Annotated in this window: 20 protein-coding genes and 3 pseudogenes; 17 read left to right on the plus strand and 6 right to left on the minus strand. The window is 34.9% G+C overall.

Annotated elements, in window-relative coordinates:
- Positions 1-22: 22 nt before the first annotated feature.
- The 3 genes from QRY57_RS04130 (at position 23) to QRY57_RS04140 (ending at position 4,086) form a co-directional block, all read left to right on the plus strand.
- Positions 23-886: a DNA-3-methyladenine glycosylase family protein gene (locus QRY57_RS04130; RefSeq protein WP_286016725.1), complete on the plus strand. Its 864-nt coding sequence runs from the start codon at positions 23-25 to the stop codon at positions 884-886.
- 10 nt (positions 887-896) lie between these two features.
- A complete protein-coding gene (rlmD, locus tag QRY57_RS04135; protein ID WP_026592498.1) occupies positions 897-2,282 on the plus strand; it encodes a 23S rRNA (uracil(1939)-C(5))-methyltransferase RlmD in 1,386 nt (461 codons plus the stop codon).
- A gap of 322 nt (positions 2,283-2,604) precedes the next feature.
- On the plus strand, positions 2,605-4,086 hold the full coding sequence (locus QRY57_RS04140) for a WD40/YVTN/BNR-like repeat-containing protein (RefSeq protein WP_286016726.1): 1,482 nt from the start codon (positions 2,605-2,607) through the stop codon (positions 4,084-4,086).
- A 98-nt stretch (positions 4,087-4,184) separates the two neighbouring features.
- Here the strand turns inward: QRY57_RS04140 and QRY57_RS04145 are convergent, their stop codons facing one another.
- The gene (locus QRY57_RS04145; protein ID WP_286016727.1) at positions 4,185-5,633 is read right to left on the minus strand and encodes a L,D-transpeptidase family protein; all 1,449 of its coding nucleotides are present in this window, start codon (positions 5,631-5,633) and stop codon (positions 4,185-4,187) included.
- 201 nt (positions 5,634-5,834) lie between these two features.
- Between QRY57_RS04145 and QRY57_RS27070 the strand changes: the two are divergent.
- A pseudogene (locus tag QRY57_RS27070) lies at positions 5,835-5,930 on the plus strand (DnaD domain-containing protein); the annotation flags it as partial.
- 211 nt (positions 5,931-6,141) lie between these two features.
- On the plus strand, positions 6,142-6,879 hold the full coding sequence (gene truA, locus QRY57_RS04150; RefSeq protein ID WP_286016728.1) for a tRNA pseudouridine(38-40) synthase TruA: 738 nt from the start codon (positions 6,142-6,144) through the stop codon (positions 6,877-6,879).
- Between the two features lie 163 nt (positions 6,880-7,042).
- On the opposite strand, the gene QRY57_RS04155 is transcribed toward truA, so the two are convergent.
- Complete coding sequence (locus QRY57_RS04155; RefSeq protein WP_286016729.1) at positions 7,043-8,449, minus strand: sigma-54 interaction domain-containing protein; 1,407 nt, start codon at positions 8,447-8,449, stop codon at positions 7,043-7,045.
- 286 nt (positions 8,450-8,735) lie between these two features.
- On the opposite strand from QRY57_RS04155, the gene QRY57_RS04160 reads away from it, so the two are divergent.
- The gene (locus QRY57_RS04160) at positions 8,736-8,990 is read left to right on the plus strand and encodes a biotin/lipoyl-containing protein (protein WP_286016730.1); all 255 of its coding nucleotides are present in this window, start codon (positions 8,736-8,738) and stop codon (positions 8,988-8,990) included.
- Positions 8,991-9,422: 432 nt separating this feature from the next.
- Positions 9,423-10,844, plus strand: coding sequence for an amino acid permease (locus QRY57_RS04165; protein WP_286016731.1), 1,422 nt, complete (start codon positions 9,423-9,425; stop codon positions 10,842-10,844).
- Positions 10,845-11,131: 287 nt separating this feature from the next.
- Here QRY57_RS04165 and QRY57_RS04170 read toward each other — a convergent pair whose 3' ends face one another.
- Both QRY57_RS04170 and QRY57_RS04175 read right to left on the minus strand, forming a co-directional pair.
- Entirely contained in the window at positions 11,132-11,335 is a 204-nt protein-coding gene (locus QRY57_RS04170) for a hypothetical protein (RefSeq protein WP_090693626.1), read from the minus strand.
- Positions 11,336-11,661: 326 nt separating this feature from the next.
- Positions 11,662-11,739 (minus strand): annotated as a pseudogene (locus QRY57_RS04175) (DNA-binding protein); the annotation flags it as partial.
- A gap of 79 nt (positions 11,740-11,818) precedes the next feature.
- Between QRY57_RS04175 and QRY57_RS04180 the strand changes: the two are divergent.
- Positions 11,819-12,231 (plus strand): annotated as a pseudogene (locus tag QRY57_RS04180) (manganese efflux pump); the annotation flags it as partial.
- Between the two features lie 117 nt (positions 12,232-12,348).
- A complete protein-coding gene (locus tag QRY57_RS04185; RefSeq protein WP_000532411.1) occupies positions 12,349-12,507 on the plus strand; it encodes a hypothetical protein in 159 nt (52 codons plus the stop codon).
- 20 nt (positions 12,508-12,527) lie between these two features.
- Here QRY57_RS04185 and QRY57_RS04190 read toward each other — a convergent pair whose 3' ends face one another.
- Positions 12,528-12,869: a DUF3969 family protein gene (locus QRY57_RS04190; protein ID WP_026592506.1), complete on the minus strand. Its 342-nt coding sequence runs from the start codon at positions 12,867-12,869 to the stop codon at positions 12,528-12,530.
- Between the two features lie 114 nt (positions 12,870-12,983).
- Positions 12,984-13,913, minus strand: coding sequence for a glutaminase A (glsA, locus tag QRY57_RS04195; RefSeq protein WP_098302067.1), 930 nt, complete (start codon positions 13,911-13,913; stop codon positions 12,984-12,986).
- 465 nt (positions 13,914-14,378) lie between these two features.
- Between glsA and nagE the strand changes: the two genes are divergently transcribed.
- The 8 genes from nagE to QRY57_RS04235 all read left to right on the plus strand — a co-directional run bounded on the left by nagE (position 14,379) and on the right by QRY57_RS04235 (position 23,460).
- On the plus strand, positions 14,379-15,872 hold the full coding sequence (gene nagE / locus QRY57_RS04200; RefSeq protein ID WP_286016732.1) for an N-acetylglucosamine-specific PTS transporter subunit IIBC: 1,494 nt from the start codon (positions 14,379-14,381) through the stop codon (positions 15,870-15,872).
- A 257-nt stretch (positions 15,873-16,129) separates the two neighbouring features.
- The gene (locus tag QRY57_RS04205; protein ID WP_286016733.1) at positions 16,130-17,359 is read left to right on the plus strand and encodes a serine hydrolase domain-containing protein; all 1,230 of its coding nucleotides are present in this window, start codon (positions 16,130-16,132) and stop codon (positions 17,357-17,359) included.
- A gap of 195 nt (positions 17,360-17,554) precedes the next feature.
- Positions 17,555-17,956, plus strand: a complete 402-nt coding sequence (locus QRY57_RS04210; protein ID WP_286016734.1) for a DUF2642 domain-containing protein — start codon at positions 17,555-17,557, stop codon at positions 17,954-17,956.
- 16 nt (positions 17,957-17,972) lie between these two features.
- Positions 17,973-18,167, plus strand: a complete 195-nt coding sequence (locus tag QRY57_RS04215; RefSeq protein WP_026592511.1) for a hypothetical protein — start codon at positions 17,973-17,975, stop codon at positions 18,165-18,167.
- Between the two features lie 12 nt (positions 18,168-18,179).
- Entirely contained in the window at positions 18,180-19,724 is a 1,545-nt protein-coding gene (locus tag QRY57_RS04220) for a glycosyltransferase family 2 protein (protein WP_286016735.1), read from the plus strand.
- Positions 19,717-20,961, plus strand: a complete 1,245-nt coding sequence (locus tag QRY57_RS04225) for a nucleotide sugar dehydrogenase (protein WP_286016736.1) — start codon at positions 19,717-19,719, stop codon at positions 20,959-20,961. The genes QRY57_RS04220 and QRY57_RS04225 overlap by 8 nt, the downstream gene beginning before the upstream one ends.
- On the plus strand, positions 20,958-21,923 hold the full coding sequence (locus tag QRY57_RS04230) for a UDP-N-acetyl-alpha-D-glucosaminuronate decarboxylase (RefSeq protein WP_286016737.1): 966 nt from the start codon (positions 20,958-20,960) through the stop codon (positions 21,921-21,923). Before QRY57_RS04225 ends, QRY57_RS04230 begins: the two co-directional genes overlap by 4 nt.
- Positions 21,916-23,460 (plus strand): glycosyltransferase family 2 protein, encoded by a 1,545-nt coding sequence (locus QRY57_RS04235; protein WP_026592515.1) that lies wholly within the window; start codon positions 21,916-21,918, stop codon positions 23,458-23,460. The genes QRY57_RS04230 and QRY57_RS04235 overlap by 8 nt, the downstream gene beginning before the upstream one ends.
- The last annotated feature ends 445 nt before the right edge of the window (positions 23,461-23,905 follow it).

Below are 23,905 nucleotides of genomic sequence, written 5' to 3' on the forward strand. Positions count from 1 at the left end.
TGTAAAAAGGATGGGGAAACGTATGTGGAGCGAACATGTTACGTTAAAGTATCCGTATCATTTTGAAGAAGTATTAAGGCGTTTATCTTTTGATCCGCTAAATGTTGTTCAGTTAGAAGAAAAGATTGTTTATGTTCCACTTTCCATAGATGAAGAACAGATTGTTGTTCGGGTACAAGGGATTGGTACGCTTCAAAATCCACAATTTTGGGTTTCAAGCCAGACTGGTGAACAAGAGAAAGTTATGAAACGCGTCTATTCCATTTTTCAATGGAATGAATCTTTTCAAGATATACAAACTCATTTTAGAAACACATCATTACGTCCACTTTTTGAAACATATGCCTATACACCACTTATTTTAGAGTTCGATTATTTTGCGTGTCTTCTTCGTTGTATTATTCATCAACAAGTACATTTGAAATTTGCTACTGCACTTACAGAACAATTTGTAAAACAGTATGGAACAGAGAAGAATAGCGTTTTCTTTTTTCCAACACCAGAAAGAGTGGTAAATATTTCAATAGAAGAGCTCAGAAATCAGAAGTTTAGTCAAAGAAAGGCCGAATATATGATAGGACTAGCAAAACGTATCGTGGAAGGAAAGCTGGATTTAGTGGAACTAGAAAAACAAACAGATGAAGAAGTTTCAGCACAATTGTTACCAGTGCGAGGTATTGGTGCATGGACAGTACAAAACTTTTTATTATTTGGACTTGGTCGGAAAAATATGTTTCCGAAAGCAGATATCGGGATTCAGCGTGCACTTCAAGGGTTATTTCAACTAGAGAATAAACCGGATGATGCGCTGTTAGAAAAAGTAAAACAAGAATGTGATCCATACTGCAGTTATGCAGCGTTATATTTATGGAAAAGTATAGAGTAGAGGTGTAACAATAATGCAAAAGCAACATGAGAGTAAGTTGGAAGTTGGTCAAACGTTTCCTGTGACAATTAAGCGTCTTGGGATTAACGGAGAAGGCGTTGGTTATTTTAAGAGACAAGTTGTTTTCATTCCAGGGGCATTACCAGGAGAGGAAGTTGTTGCGGAAGCAACGAAAATTAAGCGTGGCTTCGCTGAAGCAAAAGTGAAAAAAATTCGTAAAGCATCGCAGCATCGCGTAAAGCCACCATGTCCGGTATATGATGAATGCGGCGGCTGTCAACTGCAGCATTTAGATTATCAAGAACAGTTAAATCAAAAACGTGATATTGTTGTACAAGCGTTTGAAAAGTATATGAACGGAAGCATGGAAGTTGATATTCGTCCAACACTTGGTATGGGAAATCCATGGCATTATCGTAATAAAAGCCAATTACAAGTAGGGCGTAAAGACGAAAAAGTTATTACAGGATTATATAAACAAAATTCACATCAATTAATTGATATTTCCCATTGTATGATTCAACATAAGGCAACAAATGAAGCGACAAAGGTTGTAAAACGTATATTAGAAAAACTAAATGTTTCTATTTACAATGAGAAAAAACAAAAAGGTTTAGTACGTACAATTGTGACACGTACTGCGGTCCAAACAGGAGAAGTACAGGTTACACTCATTACAACAAAAGAAGAGTTACCAAATAAAGAGCAATTTATCGCAGAAGTACAAAAACAGATGCCAACTGTTAAATCGATTATGCAAAACGTGAACTGGCGTAAAACATCAGTTATCTTTGGTGATAAAACATTCCGCTTAGCTGGGAAAGAAGTTATTCAAGAGACACTTGGTGATTTATCATTTGAATTATCAGCACGTGCATTCTTCCAGCTGAACCCAGAACAGACGGTGGTTCTTTACAATGAAGCAAAAAAAGCAGCTGCGTTAACAGGTACAGAAAAAATCGTTGATGCCTATTGTGGTGTTGGTACTATTGGACTATGGCTTGCAAATGATGCCGATGAAGTTCGCGGTATGGATGTCATTCCAGAAGCGATTGCAGATGCAAGAAAAAATGCGAAGCGCCACGGATTTACAAATACGAAGTACGAAGCTGGTAAAGCAGAAGAATGGCTGCCAAAATGGGTGAAAGAAGGCTGGCGTCCAGATGTAATCGTTGTTGATCCGCCTCGTACAGGTTGTGACGATAAGTTACTCGAAACAATTTTAAAAGTACAACCAAAGCAAGTTGTTTATGTTTCTTGCAACCCTTCATCATTAGCGCGTGATGTGAAAGCATTAATGAAGAGTTATGAAGTGGAATATGTACAACCGGTTGATATGTTCCCGCATACAGCGCATGTGGAGAATGTAGTGAAGCTTGTTAGAAAAGTAAAGTAAAGATGTGACAGTGATAGGCCTTATCGAAAAATCGATAAGGCCTAATTTTTATGATGAATTACCCTAAACCGCGTCATAAGTAAACCGATAGTGATTTGATTTTAAAAATGAATTGTTTATTTTAGGTTTATCAAAATAATTTTAAATAAAAATTGGAATTAAGAAATTAGCACTAATCTTTGTATGATGGAGTGCTTTTTTATTGCTATATCAATTCCGATCACTTTTAATTCGCATGTAATTAAATAGTGGGATAATTATACAAATATTGGGTGAAACGAAGTATACTCAATAAAGATGAATATAATTAATTTAATTAGGAGTGATTTTTATATTTAGGCAAAATGCAAAAAGGATACTTATATTATTATTAACAAACCCTATATTAGTAATCGGATACTGGATTTTTTGCTATGAGTTAGCTTTGTACTGTAAGTATGGAAGAATGAATTATAATATTTATATTTTATTATTATGTGTAGTGTTTTTTGTAGCTATAACTACATTTACTACAATGAGAGTGATAAAAGATAGAGAATATGAATCTAAAAAATTAATTAATTCAACTGCATGGAAATACATTTCTATTATCATTATTGTTGTAATCACATCATTTTATGGTGTGAAGATTTATAAAAGTGCAATAAATTATGATGGCAAACTGGCATGGTTTATAGAAAAGTTAAAACATGAAAGATCAGTTAAATTTAAACATAATAACATATATGAATATGGAGTAGAAGGTATTTTTGAAGATATAAATAAAAAATATACTTTGCCAAAGAAATTATATATGGCAACTGATTTTGATCTTACATTTCGTTCAGATGGAACAATCACGGCGTTTGATACATTTGTTTATGGGAAAAATGCTGATGGGAAAGAGGAAACTTATTTAATATCTTATAATAAGAAGAAATCAGAAGATATTACTGTAATACGAGATGGGTATGCAAATCCCGATTATGATGAGGATAAACTAGTAGAACCTCTAATTAAAACGGTTAAGGCTATTCCAGTTAAGCGAACGGTTAGTAAGTGGAATGAAAGTAAGTATGGGTTGATCTATTATGGGAAAAGGAATTGGGGATACAATACAGAGGGAATTATTAATATTACTGAGGATGGTAAGGAGCAAAATCTTAAAGAAGCAGCTTCTGAAATCATTGGATATACTGTATCTATATTTGTTCCTGGAAAAGAGAAAGAGCTAGTACCTGCTAGATATAATTTAATATGTGACGCAAGTTGGAGTAAATCAAAGATTCCTCCAAATAAAGATAAGTTTAAAGAGAAGAGACAAGATTCAACGAATGAAAAGGAGCAGTTTTTCCTATCAAAAGAAGTTGGTTATAAACTAAATATGACGGAAAAAGCATTAGGGAGTGCTTTTTATTCACTAAGCAAGACTAGTGATGGAGGTAAAACATGGGAGGTTATCAATACGGACCCATTTAATAGAGGGATTGGTAGTGTATCAGGAGTAACCTTTCTAAATGATAAACTTGGGTTTTTAGGAGCAATTAGACCTTCTGGTAATGAGGGAGAGTTATATCGTACAGATGATGGGGGCTTATCTTTCAGACAGGTAAATTATCCCCCGCATGAAGTGAAATTGGATCATACACAGTCTACCATAAGTCCTTTTGATTCTCCTGGTATGCCTTATGAGAAAGATGGAGTCTTTAATATGTTAGTTGGACAAGGGGCAGATGGAGACTACAATGGCGATAGTAGTGCACTTTATCAGTCAAAAGATCAAGGAGAGACGTGGGAATTTATAGAGGAGGTTAAAAAAAGTTAGAGTTAGTACTAAAGTTAAATAAATTATAAAAACAAAGAAGCAGAAAATCACTTAGGATTTCCTGCTTCTTTGTTTTTATAAAGAAAATACTTGATATGCTAGTACACGATAACCGGTTCATAAGTGCTGAGATTATCATACACAGTTTTCGCAACACTAGGATGAAGGTTAACACATCCGCCTGAACCTCCAGTTAAATAGGCATTATTGGCCCAGTTTGTCCGCCAGCCGGCATCATGGAACCCTTGTCCGCTATTTGTGAACGGAGCCCAGTAATCTACCTTAACGGAATAATCAGGTTTACCTACTGCGCTACCTTTGAGTGTGTACGGTGATCGTTTATAGAGGATATACCACACACCTGGTGATGTATCTTCACTCGTGCTATGTTTACCTGTTACTACATTCGTTGAAACTGCCAATTTTCCATCTTTGTAAATCCAAATTTGTTGTTCCGCAATCGACACTTCCGCATACGTGTCTCCAATGCCATTATTCGCTGTTGTTTCATAACCGATGCCTTCGTTATTCCAACCATTTCCGTAAATGTTAGAGGCAGAAAGCGATTTTTCCCCTTTTTCGAAGGCTTCTTGGATTCGTTTTGCTTCTTTTTCAACATTTATTGCCCAGCCATAGCCTTGTCCTTTTACTGATATAACCGAACCAGAATGGGTTTTAAATGTGAAGTCTTTATTTAATGTCGATTGAGAATTGTTAATTTCAGTAATCTTGTTCTTAATGTCGCTCGAGTCGATTGTAGCCTTCATATCTTTTGACATAGAGGCGTTTTTAATTAGATCTTTAGCTTTTAAAGAGTAAACTTCATTCTGTACCTTATAATCAATGGTTTGTTGGAGAAGATTCTGTAGTGCTTTCTCTTCTTTTTTTATAATCGGATTGTTTTCTTTAATAGGCTGTATGTATACAGGCTTCAGATGGATTTCACTTTTATACTTCTGCTTGTCGTAATCCTTTAATAGATTAGCAACATCATACTGTTTTCCATCAATGCTTTTTGAGATAACAACTTTTCCCTGTTCGAGCTTCGCCATAGCATCTTGAGGCGCTTTTAAACCTTTATTGATAGAGATGAGCTTTTCTTCTACAAGTTTTTTCATTGTTTCACTTCGGTACTGATCCGCCTTTTCTGGTAGCAATGAATAATTTTTTTCCTTTGAGGAAGGGAAAAACGTCCACTGGCTTTTTAATAGTTTTTTAACTTGAGGCAAATCTTTTTCCGTAAGTTCAGTTTGTGTATCTTCTTCATCTAAAATTTGTTGTTGGCCGACATAGACTTTATTTTCTAATCCAGATGTTTTTAATCTCTGCATTGCCTGATCAGCAGTCAGACCGCCGACTTTTGTATCATTAATCGTAACCTGTGAATTGAAACGAGTTGCCTGATAATAACTCATTCCTCCAATTAGAAGTGCAATTATAACGCCGCCACCCGCTGTGATAAGCTTCCAATTTTTAAAACGTTTGCTTGAGTGTGCTCGTTTTCTATCAACTTCTTCAACTGATTCATTTATTGTGTTGTTATTCATAAATATTTCCTCCACATACCTAATATAGCCCCGGTATCAACGACAACGGACTTTAAACTAATGTTTTTGTATCTAAAACCATTGATTAGTTTACCTTATTATTCTTAAATTTTCACTATTTTTTTACCAAATTTTACAGTGTTGACTCGGTCAAATTTGGATTTGTGTCAATAGAATGAACGTGTTAATAACCAGTAGATAGAGAAGTTTCTAAAGGAGTGCGAAGAGTGGAAGAAAAATATACAGCCTGAAGAAGAGTTGCAGAAGTTCCTGCAGGAACATGGATGGCGTACGTGAACTGGATTGTAAATGATTGGTTTAACATGTATAGTCTATTGGCAGAAGTAGACACTAAATGGGCTCTCTTGTGTTACTATGAGAAGAAGATTACGAAAAACATCATAGAATGCTTACAATTTTTGTTTTATGTAACGGAAAAAGAAAGGCGGTGAGTCTGTTAATAAAAACATGAATAGGCAAATGTCTATGTTTTTAATAGCAGAAAACAATGAACAACTATAAATTAACAATTCAATATGACGGCGGCCGCTATAAAGGCTGGCAACGTCTTGGAAATAATGATAATACGATTCAAGGGAAAATCGAAAGTGTATTATCAGAAATGGTCGGACATGAAATAGAAATCATCGGATGTAGCAGGACAGATGCCGGTGTACACGCTTTGAATCAAATAGCGAATTTCAAGGTCGATGAAAAATTAGCAGAACCGAAAATTAAAAAGTATTTAAATCAATACTTATCAAATGATATTAGTATTAAGGATGTGGAGTTAGTCTCTGAACGTTTCCATGCTCGTTACAATTCGAAAGCAAAGACGTATTTATATAAGATTTGGAATGAAGAACATACGAATCCCTTTATGCGTAAATACAGCATGCACGTTCAGAAAAAGTTAAATATTGAAAGTATGAAAAAGGCAGCTCAATACTTAATTGGTTCACATGATTTTACAGCTTTTTCAAACGCTAAATCTAAGAAAAAGTCTATGGTGCGAGAAGTATATATGCTTGATATTGTGGAAAGTGCAGGTTTTATTCAAATTAGAGTGAGCGGAAATGGATTTCTTCATAATATGGTAAGAAAGATTGTTGGGGCGTTAATCGAAGTGGGATTAGGGCAGTTAGACTCTGAAGTAATACCACAAATTTTAGCAGAAAAACAACGAAACCAAATTAATTGTCTCGCGGATGCAAGTGGATTGTATTTGGAGAAGGTAGATTTTTAGGCAACTGGATGTGTAAATTCACTAGTTCCTATACACTTGAGATATGTGGGGATTATTGTGTAGTTGATATAACTATAAATCAAAAGGGGAAGAGTTGATAATTCTTCCTCTTTTAATTGTACTAATAGAAACGAAAAAGAAATCAAGATAATGTATAGATTTTTCAACGGTTTAAATTAAATTTTTTAAGTCGATATTGCAAGTTTTGTCTACTCAGCCCTAAAAATTTTGCGGTTTGTGAGATATTACCTTTATTTTCTTTAAGAATTTGATTGATGTATTCTTTTTCCATTTCTTTTATTGTGTGCTTTAAAGGTTTAGGGATATCATCTGTATTCCGAATAGTTAACGGTAGTTGGAAGTCATATTCTCTTTTAGTTAGTTCATAAAAGCGTGTAGGTATATGGAACGTTGTAATGATTTCTTCATCTTCTATTAAGTTCATAGAGCCTTCAATCATATGTTCTAACTCCCTTACATTACCAGGCCATTCGTAGTTATAAAAACATTCTTTTACACTAGAATCGATCCCTTTTACTTTTAAGTCAAATTGGATATTATACTTTTCAATAAAGTGATGAACAAGAATGGAGATATCTTCTTTTCGCTCTCTTAAAGGTGGTAAAAATAAAGTCACAACGCCTAACCGATAATATAAGTCTTTCCTTAATCGACTATGTGTTATGGCTTCAATAGGGTCTTCATTAATGGTTGCTATGATTCGGACATCCACTTCTTTTTCTTGTGCGCCTCCAACTCTTCGTATTGTTTTATCTTGGATAGCACGCAATAATTTTGCTTGAAGAGCTGGATTTAATGAGTTGATTTCGTCTAATAACAAAGTCCCACCATTCGCTTCTTCAAATAAACCAGGTTTATCTATTGCACCTGTAAAAGCCCCTTTGTTCGTTCCAAATAATAGGCTTTCCATTAGGGTTTCTGGTATAGCAGCGCAGTTTTGTGAAATAAAAGGCTTTGCGGAACGGTGACTTTCATTATGAATGCTTTGTGCAAACAATTCTTTACCAGTTCCCGTTTCTCCCACGATAAGTATGGAGGACGATGTACGTGTTACTTTTTTTGCTTCTGTAATGATAGATTGGGTCGCCCTAGAATTACCTATTATATGATTAAAGGTAAATTTAGTATTTTGTTTTCGAGGAAGACTTGTTTTAATCGTTTGCTTTAATTGAGTAATGTCTTTTGAAATTTCAATCGCACCTTTGATTTTTCCATTTTCTATTATAGGGAAGGTATCATTAATTGTTGTAATCTCTTTTCCTTTATTATTAAAATAAGTTTGTTTTATGTTTCTTTTTGTTTTTCCTAGTTTTAGTGCCTCTATGAGTGTACTACTTCGGTTTTCCTCAAATACAAATACCTCTAAAGGGTTTTTATGTAATATATCTTTAGGATCCATGGATTCAATTTCCATCATTTTACGATTGTAGATTATTGTTTTACTTTCTTCATTAATAATATGAATTCCAATATCAAGTTCATTTAGCAAAGTTTCATATAGCATATTCATTTCAATTAATTTTTTGAAATTGATTTCTTCTGTATGCATGTATCATCTTCTCCTTGTTATACCCTATGAAGACTGACTTTTTTTAATTTTATTAAAATTCACTTAAAAGCGCAAAACTTTTTGCGCTTTTTTGATTAAAAATGATAGAAAAAATTTTGCGCTTATTAAGTTTTTTTGCAAGTATCTCTAATTTTACAGGGGGAATTGAAGTTGGTATGCATTTTGCATTCATAGTAAGTGAAAGCTCTAAATTTAAAGACTAGAGGTGAGTTGAAAACTTTATAGGGTGTATAACTTTTCTTAATAAAAAAGAGGAGGTTACAAAATGAAGGCAGTTATAGAAGACGTGTACAGTCCTTGCTATGGGAAAGTAGAAAAAATATTTATTACTGAAAGCTCTTATGTATATGAGTGGGAGAAATTAGCATTAATTGAAACGATAGATAAACAGAAAGTAGAAATTAAAGTGGGAATTAGTGGCTATATTGAATTGCTAGAAGTGGAAGAGGGACAAGTTATCACTGATAAAACACGTTTAATAACAGTAAGGGATGACCTGTTAATAACAGGTAGTGATTAATATAAACTGTATGGAGTATGTACCGTTTTCTAGCGTGCTTTTAAATAATCATGTTCATTTATGCTAATGTCAATTAAGTCATAGGAAAGGCTAAGGGTGGGTTATCGTGTTATGGTTTATCCCACATTAACGGGCAGTAAGACCACCACCTCAAGATTTAGAGAGCAACAGGGAAGAGAGGTGGGGACAACTGCCCATAAAAGCCCGATTCGTTCAACTAACCATCAGTGAGAATGGAGACAAAAGCCACACTGATGGAAGTTTCGCCTTATTTTCTTGGATTGGGAGATTGACTTTCGAAAGATCTCCTTCCTATTGTGAATCTTTAATAAAAATGCAAGCTATTATCTTTTTATAGTTTAACTTTCTTTTTCAACTTATTTTTAAAGCGTTTACATTCAGGAGGATTTGCAAACAAAAAGGGGGATTTATATGGCAAGTCAAAACCAGGAGTTAAAACGAGAGCTGAAAAGTCGACACATATTTATGATTGCACTTGGGGGAGTTATTGGTACCGGACTTTTCTTAGGATCAGGTTATACAATTCATGAGGCGGGGCCTGGAGGAGCGATTGTAGCTTATCTTGTTGGAGGATTTGTTATGTATTTAACTATGCTCTGTCTTGGAGAGCTAGCAGTTGCCATGCCTGATGCAGGGTCTTATCAAACATATGCTACAAAGCAGATTTCACCTGCAGTAGGTTACGTAGTGGGATGGATGTCATGGTTAAACTGGTCCGCTACGATAGGGATTGAGTTGATTGCAGTTAGTATCTTAATGAAACGTTGGTTTCCAGATGTATCTTCTTGGATTTGGTGCATAGTTTTTGCTGTTCTACTTTTTGCTATTAATGCATTATCTTCAAGAAGTTTTGCAGAGGTCGAGTTTTGGTTTGCGAGCATTAAAGTTATTACGATTATTGCATTTATTATTTTAGGCGGGGCAGCTATGTTTGGTTTCCTTGATATGAAAGGGAATGAGCCAGCACCAATGCTTTCTAGTTTTACTGATTACGGAGGACTGTTTCCAAATGGGCTGACAGCTATTTTAGTTACAATGATTGCAGTTAATTTTTCCTTTCAGGGAACAGAACTAGTTGGTATTGCGGCTGGAGAGAGCGAAAATCCAGAGAAAACCATTCCGAAAGCTATTAATAATACAGTTTGGCGTATCCTTGTTTTCTTTGTACTGTCCATTTTTATACTTGCTGGGCTATTCCCTTGGCAACAAGCTGGAGTGATAGAAAGCCCATTCGTAGTTGTATTTGATAAAATTGGTATCCCTTATGCGGCAGATATTATAAATTTCGTTATTATTACAGCGGTACTATCAGTGGCGAATTCTGGATTATATGCAACTTCTCGTATGTTATGGTCTATGTCTAATCAAGGGATGATTAGTCCGATTTTTGGTAAGTTATCTAAAAATGGTGTTCCAATTTATGCATTGATTGCAAGTACTATTGTTGGTTGTCTCTCTTTATTATGTGGTATATATGCAGAGGATACAGTTTATTTATGGCTTCTTTCCATTGCAGGATTCGGTGCAATATTGGTTTGGGCATCTATCGCTTTATCTAATTTCTTGTTTAGAAGAACATACTTAAAGCAAGGTGGGGATATTAAGGATCTGAAATTTAAAACTCCATTGTACCCGCTTGTCCCTCTTCTTGCTTTGGTATTAAATATAACGGTAATTGTTGGTATGGCGTTTATTCCGGAACAACGCATGGCATTGTATTGCGGGATTCCATTTATGATTGTTTGTTTACTGTTTTACCGTGTTACAAAAAATAAGAAGAGTAAAATGGAACATATCGAAAAGACCAACACAACAGGGGCACAAAGTTTATGATGAATATTTAGGTATGATTTTTATCCTGCTATTCGCTGGCAGTAACACGCCCACCTTCAAATTCAGCGAAAGAAAAGTAGGTAGGCGGAGGATGAACTACCAGTAAAAGCTTGATTAGTGAGGGCTCATAATCAGTAAAGTCCTCACTAATTAACGTTTTACTTTACGTATGCGAGGAATTGCGTTATACGAGGTCATATATGTAGAGAATGGTAGGATAAAATCAAAAGAAAAAACGAGCTCTAATCTAATAGATAGCTCGTTTTTTTCTGAAAAATACATCTTGGCTAAGAGGACTGCTCTCTTTTTATTTTTAGTTTCACCGTCCAAAAAGCAGCAAGCATAATCGCTGCGATACAGCCGCTAATTGTACCTATTAATTTAGCGTACGGAAGGCTATTCATGTCGCTATTGAGAAAAAACATTATGCATAGGATTGCAGGGAAAAGATATAGATAATATAGGCGCTTTAGTCGTTTATCTTTCATCATGTACTCAGCCCTCTCTATTATTTAATATCCTTATTGTAGCACAAAAATTACCATTTTTTTGTAATATCCTAATTTAAAAATTAGCCAGTTAGTTGAGTTTACGAAAGTTATTACTGCTTTTAAATACGAATGGCGTCATACACAAAAATAAGAAAAATTAAGGTTTTCATCAGAAAAAGATAAGATTCATCGTGTAATATAAAAAGTACCTGTCGTGGAATCGTACAAACTTTGATGTTTGTACGATTTTTTTTAGAAAAGAACTATTTCAAATACTAGTGAAACTAGAAATTTTGGAATAGCCCTTTTGTCTTCAATAAAGCCATCTAAGTTTTCTTCTTTATATCAGCTAATTTTTCTTTTGCTAAATTCAATGCAATTGCATCGTCTAAATAGCCAATTGGATTGCATTATTCATTTCAGATTTTATCATATTTAGCGAGAAGACCCTTACCTCAAGCGTGTAACGGTAGGTGGGGGTAGTTCAATGCAAATCTAATTGGAGCAATTGTACTTAGTGTAATTGGAGTATTTGCTTTATGTCAGCCAGTATTAAATAAACAAGATGATACGCATAAGAAGAAAGGGAATATGTTTATGAGGGTACTGCGTAATCCGGAGAATGCTGATTTCGATGGTTCTAAAACAATTAGCCTTTCCGAAGCACTTGTATTAGGGGCGCATTATCAATTAATAATATTGCAGGAGGATTTGATGCAGGAATAACAAATTTGAATCTTTGGTGGACTGCAATTGTTTCTGGAGTTTTTAGCTTCGCTTGTATTAGTGGTTTTTCATATGTAGGGAAGAGGTTTTTAGCGGAATACTTAGGGAAATGGGCAACGATTATTGTTGGCATTTTACTCATTCTTATCGGAATTGATCAATTGATGTGAGAGGAGATTGGAAAACAATATTCGCATATTTCCTCGGAAATACAACAAAATACTGCATATATCGATATGTTTTTCTTCATACTAACATTGATTTCTTTTAAAGAAAGGGGGATAAGTATGGGACGTGGTAAAGCATTTGATCATAAGAAAAAAGGTCATGATCATCAGCCGCCTAAAGGGGCATTTATTCATAAGGATGTAAATGAGCATACGTTAGAAGAGGAAGAATTACCAGTTAATATTGAAACGTACAAAAATAGTTTGAAAAAACATTAAAGCACCTATATAGGTGCTTTTTAGCGTATGTCCTCAATTAATTGCTTTGATTCTTCATACATGCCATATTCCCCTAGAACTTGGATACAACGCCATTTTAATTCCTCAATACTTGGTTCAAGTTCTTCCGGGAGGACATGATGAATGTCTTCAAGCCCCATTCCAAAATGAATAAGCTCTAGCACTTGATCATCAATATTTCGATCCATTAGTAATTCTAATACTTCTAAATTGAATATGTATCGATAAGCTTCATCGGGGGAAACAACTTTTAATTTTAAGCTTTCTACAATACTGAGTATAAAAAGAAGAATGGTTTTTTCTAGGACAGGCTGGTCCTCCATTTGAAAAATAAGTTTCATTTTTTACACCTCCACCGAATAGCGTTAGGTTGTACTATATTATTCGGGAGGGGGGGAGAAATATGCATAATAAAAAAAGTTATCCTGCCAAAAGCGAACAGGATAACTTCATATTTAAAAAATACTCCAGCCTTCTTGAGCGGAAAGAAGTTCAAGAATTTTAAAACCAGCGATACTATTTCCATTTGCATCTAAAGCCGGTCCAAAAATACCGATTCCCATTTCGCCTTTTACGCATCCGAAAATACCACCAGCTACACCACTTTTTGCAGGAATACCAACGCGAATTGCAAATTCACCAGATTCGTTATACATGCCACATGTTACCATAAATGTTTTGCAAATCTTTGTTATATGTTTTGGAATAATTTGTTTTTTCTTATATGGATCGTAGCCATCCATTGCGAAGATTAAGCCAATACGTGCTAAATCAATACAGTTTACCTGGATAGCACATTGACGTGTATATAAATCCATTAATTCTTCGATATTACCATCAATGATGCCGTTTTGCTTCATGTAGTAGCAAAGAGAACGATTTAAGTAAGCTGTTTCTAGTTCAGAGATGGCTACTTTTGAAGAGTAATTAATTGTAGGATTATCTGTAATATCACGTACAAAGCGGAGAATCCGTTCCATCTTTTCTTCATTACTATCTCCTGTAAGCATACTTGTAATAGCTAATGCACCCGCGTTAATCATTGGATTAAGAGGTTTAGAAGGGCTAGTTGTTTCTAGCTTAATAATAGAATTAAATGGGTCCCCAGTGGGTTCCATCCCAACTTTAGAGAATACATATTCTTCACCACGATCTAAAAGAGCGAGTGCAAGTGTGATTACTTTTGAAATACTTTGAAGGGTGAAGAGTGTTTGTGAGTTACCAGCATGGATATATTCTGTCTCTCTATGGTAGATAGCAATCCCTAAATCATCTGGATTTGCATTTCCTAGTTCGGGGATATAAGTAGCAAGTTTACCTTTTTTTGTATATGGTTTTACTTGATCTAACAGTTGTTGTAAGTTATTTGTCTCGATACACTGCATAATACCAACGCTCCTGTTCCTTTTTCACTAAGTTTACTGTTCCCTATAAACTTGGAAATAAATAATAACATGAAAAAGTGGAATGATAAAATGAAACTTCCATTTTAAATAAAAATTGCAAAACAGGAATAAAATCTTTCTTTTTAGGTGGTAGAGAAGCAGTTAGAGCCTCTGAGAACGAGTGCAGGTCATCATTTGTTCTACATAGCAACGGCTTATATATTAAACAATCAAAATGGATACATAGGTTCCGGCTGCCTAGTTTTTAATCATATTCGTTATTAGAACGGAGAATTTTCCTTTTATATAACAGTTTGGCAATAGAAAAGATATCTATAAAAAGTTCAAAAATAAAAACTACACATCTATACAACTATATGTTATCATGATTATGTAATAGAAAGCGTTTTCTAAATCATACTTATTAATGATAACGATTTCATAAATTGAATAGGGGGAATTACAATGTTGCAGTTTTTACAACGCATTGGTAAAGCGTTAATGCTTCCAATCGCAGTACTGCCAGCAGCAGGACTGTTGCTTCGTTTAGGTCAACCAGACGTATTTGATATTCCTGTTATGGCACAGGCCGGTGCAGCAATTTTTGATAACTTAGCACTTATTTTTGCAATTGGTGTTGCAATCGGTTTGTCTGTTGATGGTAGTGGTGCCGCAGGTCTTGCAGGTGCGATTGGTTATCTAGTTATGAAGAATACAACGAATACTTTAAGTATTGGTTATTCAACAGCAGAATTAAATGATAAATTAAAAAGTGTTCAAGATTTATTAGGAACAGTTGATCCAAGTAAGTTAGCGGATACAATGACAAAAGTTTCAAAAGCAGCGACTTTAACGCCGAAGATAAATATGGCTATACTTGGCGGTATTATTGCTGGGGTTGTTGCCGGGTTATTATATAACAAATTCTATAAAATTAAATTGCCAGAATGGTTAGGGTTCTTTGCGGGAAAACGTTTTGTACCAATTATTACTTCTGTTGTCATGCTTCTTTTAGGATTAGTATTCGGTCAAATTTGGCCAACAATTCAAAGTGGTATTGATGCGGTAGCACACGGTATTGTAAACTTAGGTGCGATTGGCGCTGGACTATTCGGTTTATTAAACCGTCTATTGATTCCAATTGGTTTACACCACGTAATGAACACATATTTCTGGTTTGTACTTGGTGACTTTACAAATGCAGCAGGTGATGTTGTTCATGGTGATATTGCACGTTTCTTTGCGCAAGATCCATCAGCAGGTATGTTTATGACTGGTTTCTTCCCAATCATGATGTTTGGTTTACCAGCAGCATGTTTTGCAATGATTGCAGCTGCGAAACCGGAAAAACGTAAAATGGTTACAGGTATGTTAGGTGGACTTGCATTAACTTCATTCTTAACTGGTATTACAGAACCAATTGAATTTTCATTCATGTTCTTATCACCAGTATTATATGGTATCCATGCTATATTAACGGGTATTTCTTTATTTGTTACAACAACACTTGGCATTCATGATGGTTTCTCATTTAGCGCCGGTGCGATTGATTATTTCTTAAACTTAGGTATTGCAACAAAACCGTTATTATTAGCGGGAATTGGTTTAATTTATGCAGTAATTTACTTCGTGGTATTCTATTTCCTAATCAAGAAATTTAATTTGAAAACTCCAGGTCGTGAAGACGATGAAGAGTTAGTGGCAGAAGATGATGCACCAGTTGCAGGATCGATTGGTGAAACTTACGTAGCAGCTTTAGGTGGAAAAGACAATTTAACAGTCATTGATAACTGTGCGACTCGTTTACGCATACAAGTAAAAGATGCAAACTTAGTAAATGAACCAGCATTAAAACGTGCCGGTGCAAAAGGTGTTATGAAGTTAAGTAATACAAGCGTACAGGTTATCGTAGGTACAAACGTTGAGTCTGTAGCTGATGATATGAAAAAACACGTATAAATGATTGTGAAAGAGGATGTTCAAAAAGATCGGTAAAATTGATCTTTTTGAGGACATCCTCTTTTTTTATGAGAAGTTTATCCGGAATCTTACCTTTGAAAATATTCTTTTTCTTTTTTGTACATATTGGTTGGTAATACGTTCGGCACATGATAAAGTAAGGATGATATAAAATGAAATTTCCATTAGTTAGGGAAAACTAGGGAGCATATTTTTATAAATTGATTAAATTATTGGTAAATAAGGGGAAAGCAACCATGAATGAAGAAAAGGATAGTGTCAGTATGGTGGCTCGTCGTAGTCGTAGACGTAGACGTGGACCGATTACATATATAAAAAGAACAGCCATTTTCTTTGTATTGTTTTCACTTGTATATTTAGGGTATACAAAAATCACTTCACATAGTAAGAAAGAGAATGCCTCAAAAGCAACTACAGAAGTAAAGAAAGAAACGGTACAAAAACAGCCAGAACAGCTTCCAAAAGTGCCGGAGCAAGCTAAGGCGGCGGAACAATCAGCCGAAGGCCCCCCACAAGAAATTAATGAGAATGCTGAGTTAGATGAGTATTTAAAGAGCAAAGGTTTTAGTGGAACAGCAGTTGTTGTAAAAAATGGAAAAGTACTCCTGAATAAAGGGTATGGGCTGGCAAATCGAGAAAAAAATATACCAAATAATGCAGAAACAACATTTTACATCGGTTCGATTTCAAAAGCATTTGTAGCAACAGCAATTATGCAGCTGAAAGATCAAAAGAAAATTCAACCAGAGGATACGGTAGCGAAATATATTCCTGATTTTCCAAGAGGTGGAGAAATCAAGCTGGTTCATCTATTGACACACACATCTGGAATTCCTGAATATGAGACAGGGACAGATGATATTTCTCATGAGGAATTGTTGAAGCGAATTGGACAGCAAAAACGTTTGTTTAACCCAGGTGAAAAATGGAAGTATTCGGATTCAAACTATTCAATACTTGGTTACATCGTTGAGAAAGTTAGTGGGCAACCGTTAGAAGAATACATTAAACAACATATTTTTGATGTTGTGGGCATGAAAAATTCAGGCTTTGGTACTGAATTAGAGAAAACAAAGTATCCTTCTACGGGTTATAAGGTTGTAAATAATAATATGACAGTACCTCCTATTCCTAGCATGTCACAATTATATGGGAATGGCGATATATATACGAGTGCAAATGATTTATATTTATTTAATGAAGCACTATTTTCTGGTAAGCTAATATCCAAAGAGAGCTATGATCAAATGTTTACAACATTTAAAAAAGATTATGGATTTGGATGGTATGTAAACCCTGGAAGCTACTCTAATCACGGTGTAATGCCAGGGTGGAATTGTTTAAATGGATTTAGTAGAAGTGGCAATGTATATGTTATTTTATTATCTAATATTCAAAATAACATTAAATCATTTGGCTCTTTGAATAATGATATTTATACGATGTTACAGCATATTGAAGTGTAAAAGACTATCTTTTGAGATGGTCTTTTTTTCATGTGAATCGAGAAAGAAGATATTTATAGAAAAAGTAGATGATTCCTCATCTACTTTTTTCTATAAAATGTACTATTTATCTATCACAATAAAATAGTAATTGTATATATTGAAATGTATATATTTAATACCTATAAAATCTAACATTAGTAGGAGGAAAAAAATATGTGTCTATTTACAGGATATTGGAAGAGGTTAGAGACGATTTTTAATAGACAATTGGATTGTCTTTTAGATCGTAAGCTAGTGCCTGCCCTTGAAAAGATTTTATTTTCGAGAAAATTTTCGGAATTTATTCAGAGAAGCTCTAAGCAAGCTACGGAAGAAATAATAGAATCAAATAAATTTCAATCTATTATTTGCGCGATTTTAAAAGAATGTGCGACTTCACCTTTTAAAGAAATCGCTGAACAACTCTTAGGAAAAGAGGTAGAAATAGTGACAACGGTTGGTCAGTTAACGGGTGTGATTATAGAAGTAGGGGATGATTTCCTGACGCTTCAAGAAAGTATAGGGACGACAGTTTTATTACCATTTACAAGTATTATCTCAATTTATGAAATATAAGAAAGGAGAGTTCTTTATGTTATTTGTCAATGAGTTACGTAAACATGTTGGAGAACTTGTGCAAGTTGTAACAGTTGTAGAAGTGGTAGCGGGAATTCTTTTATCAGTAACAGATGGGGTGGTAATTGTACGTACGTCTCCATCTTATGGTCCACCAGAAGATGTGCTTGTACGGATTCCAGTTATTGCGTATGTTCGTTTGGAGAGCTAAGGAGGACAAGTTATGAGGATATCGGTTATTATTCCTACGCATAATGAAGCTGAAACGCTTGGAGCAGTTTTAGAAGAAGTAAAGAAATTGCATCCATATGAGATTATTGTCGTAGATAATGGGTCAACAGATCGGACGAAGGAAATTGCATTAGATTATGAATGTCATGTAATTCATTATAAACATTCATTAGGTAATGATGTAGGACGAGCAATTGGCGCTAGAGAAGCAATAGGAGAAATTGTATTGTTTTTAGATGGTGACATTGTAATCAGTAATTATGATTTACAGTGTTTTGTGAAAGGAATTAAGCAGGGACATCAAATCATCGTGAACAATTTAAACTGGTCTGTGTATTTAAAGATGCGTCCTCATTATACAACAGTTGGAAAATATATGCTTAATCGTTATTTAAATCGAAAAGAGTTAGTTATAGGTTCTTTAATTGCAATCCCTCATGCAATGAAGCGAGAAGTAATAGAACAAATTGGATGGTGGAATTTAGCGGACCCAGCATTATTTCAAGCAATGGTTATATCGAAAGGGATCTGTATTGTTGATACTGCATCAGTCGATGTTATTCATACAAATAAAATTCGTCCTGTTCATACTGGGGCTTCTCCGAGTTCTCCTTTTCCAAAAGCTACAAGTCGTATTATGGGAGATCATTTACGGGCATTACAATATGTAATTGAAATGTATGGTGCACGTGGAGGTTTTTCTGAAGGAAAGCGGGATAGAGATTTTATAAAGAACTATGAACCTATGATATTAAAAAATAAGAAAGCAAAATATAGTGCAATAATACCCGTCGTAGAAGAAAAAATGACGATACGATCAGTTATAAAAGAAGTGAAAAAAGCCGGCGTTGATGAAATTATTGTTGTTGCAAATGGAGCAGATCAGGAGACGATTAGGCAAGCGGAATTGGAACATGCTACGGTGATTCAATTTCCAAATGCGCTTGGTCATAATGTTGCACGAGCGATTGGGGCGATGCATGCTACAGCTGATATTTGTTTATTTGTAGATGGTGACTTTGCTATTCCAGCAAAAAAACTCGTTCCTTTTTTAGAGGCTGTTGAAACTGGTACTGATGTTGCATTAAATGATTTGCAAATCTTGTTAGATACCTTTTATCCAGCTGACCCAATTAGTATGGGGAAATATTTTGTGAATTTGGTCGCAAAGCGTCCGGATTTGTGGAATAGTTCACTAACTGCAGTACCGCATGCTATGCATAAAAAGGTAATAGAAGAGATTGGATATGATTCCTTAATTATTCCACCGTTGGCTCAAATGAAGGCAATTTTAGCGGGATTTACTATGAAAGCAGTGCAATTTGTAGATGTAATAAAAACAAACCGTATTCGTCCTGATCAGCATGAAATTGTGAACGGTCGCATTCAGGCGTTTGATCGTATTTTTGGTGACCAGTTGGAGGCGATTTCTTATTTATTACAAAATACAAATGAGCGAGGCAGTTTTACCGATGGAGAAAGAAATAGAAAGATTATACAGCAACTGAGAAAGGAAGAAGAAAATACAAATGGATGATAGTAGCATTGTAACAATCATTGGCTTAGGGTACGTAGGTCTTCCTTTGGCAATTCATTTTGCTGAAAGAGGATATACGGTAATCGGATTAGATAAAGATGAACAAAAAATAGAATTAATTACAAAAGGGGAAAGTTATATTCCCGACGTCCCTTCAAGTGTGTTAAAGAGTTTAATACAAAATAATCAACTAGTAGCATATACACCGAATAACGGTATAAAAGATTTTCAAAACAGTACCTATGTCATTGTTACTGTACCAACACCTATTAGTGAAAATAAAGAACCAGATTTGACTGCCCTCATCGCTGCCTCACATTATATAAAAGAAAATCTTCAAGCAGGACAAACCTTCATTTTTGAAAGCTCCACATATCCAGGTACGTTAGAAGAAGTTATTATTCCTATTATCTCTCAAACAGGTAAACAGGCCGGCGTAGATTATTATATTGGTTATTCTCCTGAGCGAATAGATCCAGCAAATGATCAATATACAGTACAAACAATTCCAAAAGTAATTAGTGGTCAAACAGAAAAGTGTAGAGAAAAAATACAAAATTTGTATAGTCACGTATTTGATACAGTGATTCCAGTTAGTTCTCCAAAGGTAGCGGAGATGTGCAAGTTATTTGAGAATATTCAACGTTTGGTTAATATTTCGCTTGTGAATGAACTGGATATATTATGTGGGAATTTGAAAGTGGATTTTCGTGAAGCACTTGAAGCAGCTGCGACAAAACCGTTCGGTTTCACACCATATTGGCCTGGGCCAGGAATTGGTGGACATTGTATTCCTATTGATCCGTTATATTTTCAATGGAAAATAAACCAACTGGGGTTATCAAGTCAATTGATTGAAGCAGCCCATGTTATTAATGAAGAGATGCCGGGAGAAATTGTAAAAAAAGTGAAAGATGTGACGGGGCCTCCTGCGACAGTTTTTGTTGTTGGCGTTGCTTATAAGAAAGATGTGAATGATTTAAGAGAATCTCCTGCACTTCCGATTATCCAGTTATTAATAAAAGAGGGATATAAGGTGCAATATTATGATCCTCATATTTCATCTGCAGAAATTGGAGAGATCATCTATCAGTCCGTTCCATTAGAAGAAAAAGTATTAAAAGAAGCTGATTGTGTTTTAATTTTAACAGATCATTCTAGTATTGATTGGAAGTTATTTGAAGGATTACATCATGTAGTAGACACACGAGGTACTGTAAAGAAGGTGAATTTATGAGTAAGCGTTGTTTAATTACAGGTGGAGCAGGGTTTATTGGATCTCATTTAGCAGAAGAACTTCTTAAAAGAGGGCATCAAGTAACAATAGTTGATAATTTTTATAAAGGGAAAAATAAATATCATATAGAGCTAATGAAGTCTATTCCAATTATTCCAATTAGCATTTTAGCTAAAAGTGAAATTTATGAATTGGTAGGTCAACATGATGTTGTATTTCATTTAGCAGCCATTTTAGGTGTGAAAGCGACAATGGAAAAAAGTATAGAATTGATTGAAACGAATTTTGATGGAACGCGTAATATTTTACAAGCTGCATTAAAAGGAAAAAAGAAAGTTATTTTTGCATCTACTTCTGAAGTATACGGAAAAGGACAACCACCTTTTTTAGAAGAAGGTGATCGCTTATATGGTTCAACATCAAAAATACGTTGGAGTTATGCACTTTGTAAAACATTAGAAGAAACGCTGTGTTTAGGGTATGCGTTACAAGGGCTCCCTGTCACAATCGTTCGCTATTTTAATATTTATGGTCCAAGAGCAAAGGATGGTCCATATGCTGGAGTAATTCCACGGTTTGTTCGTGCGGCATTGCAAGGTGAAGATATTCTTGTTTATGGGGACGGAAAGCAGACACGCTGTTTTACGTATGTAAGTGATGCGGTAGAAGCAACAATTTGTGCAATGGATGAGAAAGTAAATGGAGAAATCATTAATATCGGCTCCGAAAATGAAAAAAGCATACAGGAAGTAGCACAAGATGTTCAAAGATTCACGAATTCTTCTTCAGAAATCTTGCATGTTCCATTTGAAAAAGTATATCCACATGGCTTTGAGGAGATCCCGAATAGAAAACCGGATGTAACAAAATTAAAAGAAGTATTACAATTCCAACCTAGTGTGTCATGGGAACAAGGATTGGAGAAAACCATTGAGTGGTTTCGTGAGGGATATCATGGCTAAATCACTATCTGTTATTATTCCGGTTCATAATGAAATTGATAGTATTACTGATGTTATTCATTCTGTCCAACTTTTACAACCATTAGAAATTATTGTAGTAGCAAATGGGTGTACAGATGGTACGGATAAAATAGCTGAAAACCTAGGGTGTACAGTTCTTGTATATAAAGAAGCGCTTGGAAATGATGTTGGACGTGCGATTGGTGCGAAATGTGCAAAGGGCGATGTCTTATTATTTTTAGATGGGGATTTTGTGATAAAAACTTCCCAATTACAATTATTTCTCAATCCAATTTTGTATGATCAAGCAGATGTGGTGTTAAATAATTTTGATGCATTATTTTCAAAAAAACAAAGGCCACACTCTATTACTGTATGGCGTCAAATCTTGAATGCAATGTTGGAGAGAGAAGATTTAAAAATTGATTCCATTTTATCGGTTCCTCATGCATTTACAAGAGAGGTAGCACAGAGCATAGGGTATGATGCTTTTGTAAATCCGATTGTAGCCCATGTTCGTTTATTGCAGAACAAATGGAGGATTAGCCGTCATCATCAAATAGATGTAATTACCCCAAATAAGTTTCGGCCAGTTGAGCATGATGCGTACGGAACAAATCTTTCTCATTCAGAACAAAGAATGATAGGTGATCATATAGAGGCAATAGCAGAGTGGATGGAAACACGAGATAAACGTGGTGGGTATTGTGATGGGAAAAGACGAAGAGAGAGCATTTATCATACTTTAGAGTTTGCAAAGTTTTATCAGGGATGGGGAGTACAATCGAAATTATATAAAGGAAAACAGTTATCTATTGTTATTCCTGTACAAAATGAGGAAAGCACGATAGGTAAGGTTATAGAGGAAGTGCGTAAAATTGAGCCATTAGAGATTATTGTTGTTGTCAATGGATCTTCAGATGAGACGGCAAACATTGCTAGGAAAAATGGTGCAAAGACAATTGTGTATGAAGAGGCGCTTGGGAATGATGTAGGTCGTTCGATGGGAGCATATTTTGCTAAGGGCGATATTGTTCTATTTATAGATGGAGATTTTATTATCCCGGCACGTGATTTATATCCCTTTGCTAAAGCAATTGCAGATGGAAAAGATGTTACATTAAATGATTTAAATCATTATTTAGATTTACGAATTCCACTTCATCTTGTAACAGCATTTAAATACGCAATAAATCTTGCATGTAATCGAAAGGATTTAGGTGTGGGTTCTCTTATTGCTGTTCCGAATGCATTTAGTCGTAAGTGTTTAGAAGGTATTGGATATGATTCTTTATTATCCCCATGTGTAGCACAAATAAAAGTAATTCTCTCTGGTTTTGAGATTTCATGTGTAAGCCGCATAGATGTAGATGGAATGAATCGTATTCGTCCCAATCAACATTTCTCATCAATAGGACATCCTCCAGCTGTATTACGAATCATAGGTGATCATATAGAAGGGATAGATCAATTGGTGGAGGTAAAAGGTATTAGAGGAGGATTTCATGATGGAGGAAGAAACAGAAAGGTACTATAATTTTGGGACATCTTTTTTGGGTAGAAAAATTGTAGGAGAGAGTCTTTTCCATCTTGATGTTGTTATTATTGTAAATTAGGCATTAAAAGTAATGCATATTTATTACGAAAAAAAGTGTACCAAACAGGTACACTTTTTTCTATTCTGTTTTAAAAAAACTATAACAGAATAGGAGGTAAGGGTGTTACAGTTTAAAACGGGTATGATTCTTTATACTACAGAATATGATTCGTTTATAAGAGTACCAAAAAAATACAGTTAAGGAAAGACTTAATTTAAAAGAGTTTAAATCGCAGTTAACACTGTGTACATAGTAATATGCTCAATGTTTCACAAATGTGTCACAAGTATTCCGTTCGCTTTTTAAAAAAAGTAGTATTCTAAATGTGTAAGCTGTTATATAAAAAATCTTAGTCCTGTACTAATCAAAAAATGGAGGAGATTA

Origin of the sequence: Bacillus arachidis (genome assembly GCF_030285945.1) — a bacterium.
GTDB classification, from domain to species: Bacteria; Bacillota; Bacilli; order Bacillales; family Bacillaceae_G; genus Bacillus_A; species Bacillus_A arachidis.

Bases quoted from the DNA above. Each gene is read 5' to 3' on its own strand.
- QRY57_RS04215 (WP_026592511.1), top strand. From the start codon at position 17,973: ATGTTATTTGTCAATGAGTTACGTAAACATGTTGGAGAACTTGTGCAA.
- nagE (WP_286016732.1), top strand. From the start codon at position 14,379: ATGTTGCAGTTTTTACAACGCATTGGTAAAGCGTTAATGCTTCCAATC.
- QRY57_RS04235 (WP_026592515.1), top strand. From the start codon at position 21,916: ATGGCTAAATCACTATCTGTTATTATTCCGGTTCATAATGAAATTGAT.
- QRY57_RS04220 (WP_286016735.1), top strand. From the start codon at position 18,180: ATGAGGATATCGGTTATTATTCCTACGCATAATGAAGCTGAAACGCTT.
- QRY57_RS04210 (WP_286016734.1), top strand. From the start codon at position 17,555: ATGTGTCTATTTACAGGATATTGGAAGAGGTTAGAGACGATTTTTAAT.
- QRY57_RS04165 (WP_286016731.1), top strand. From the start codon at position 9,423: ATGGCAAGTCAAAACCAGGAGTTAAAACGAGAGCTGAAAAGTCGACAC.
- QRY57_RS04145 (WP_286016727.1), bottom strand. From the start codon at position 5,633: ATGAATAACAACACAATAAATGAATCAGTTGAAGAAGTTGATAGAAAA.
- QRY57_RS04185 (WP_000532411.1), top strand. From the start codon at position 12,349: ATGGGACGTGGTAAAGCATTTGATCATAAGAAAAAAGGTCATGATCAT.
- QRY57_RS04225 (WP_286016736.1), top strand. From the start codon at position 19,717: ATGGATGATAGTAGCATTGTAACAATCATTGGCTTAGGGTACGTAGGT.
- QRY57_RS04205 (WP_286016733.1), top strand. From the start codon at position 16,130: ATGAATGAAGAAAAGGATAGTGTCAGTATGGTGGCTCGTCGTAGTCGT.
- QRY57_RS04190 (WP_026592506.1), bottom strand. From the start codon at position 12,869: ATGAAACTTATTTTTCAAATGGAGGACCAGCCTGTCCTAGAAAAAACC.
- QRY57_RS04130 (WP_286016725.1), top strand. From the start codon at position 23: ATGTGGAGCGAACATGTTACGTTAAAGTATCCGTATCATTTTGAAGAA.
- QRY57_RS04155 (WP_286016729.1), bottom strand. From the start codon at position 8,449: ATGCATACAGAAGAAATCAATTTCAAAAAATTAATTGAAATGAATATG.
- QRY57_RS04160 (WP_286016730.1), top strand. From the start codon at position 8,736: ATGAAGGCAGTTATAGAAGACGTGTACAGTCCTTGCTATGGGAAAGTA.
- glsA (WP_098302067.1), bottom strand. From the start codon at position 13,913: ATGCAGTGTATCGAGACAAATAACTTACAACAACTGTTAGATCAAGTA.
- QRY57_RS04170 (WP_090693626.1), bottom strand. From the start codon at position 11,335: ATGATGAAAGATAAACGACTAAAGCGCCTATATTATCTATATCTTTTC.
- truA (WP_286016728.1), top strand. From the start codon at position 6,142: ATGAACAACTATAAATTAACAATTCAATATGACGGCGGCCGCTATAAA.
- QRY57_RS04230 (WP_286016737.1), top strand. From the start codon at position 20,958: ATGAGTAAGCGTTGTTTAATTACAGGTGGAGCAGGGTTTATTGGATCT.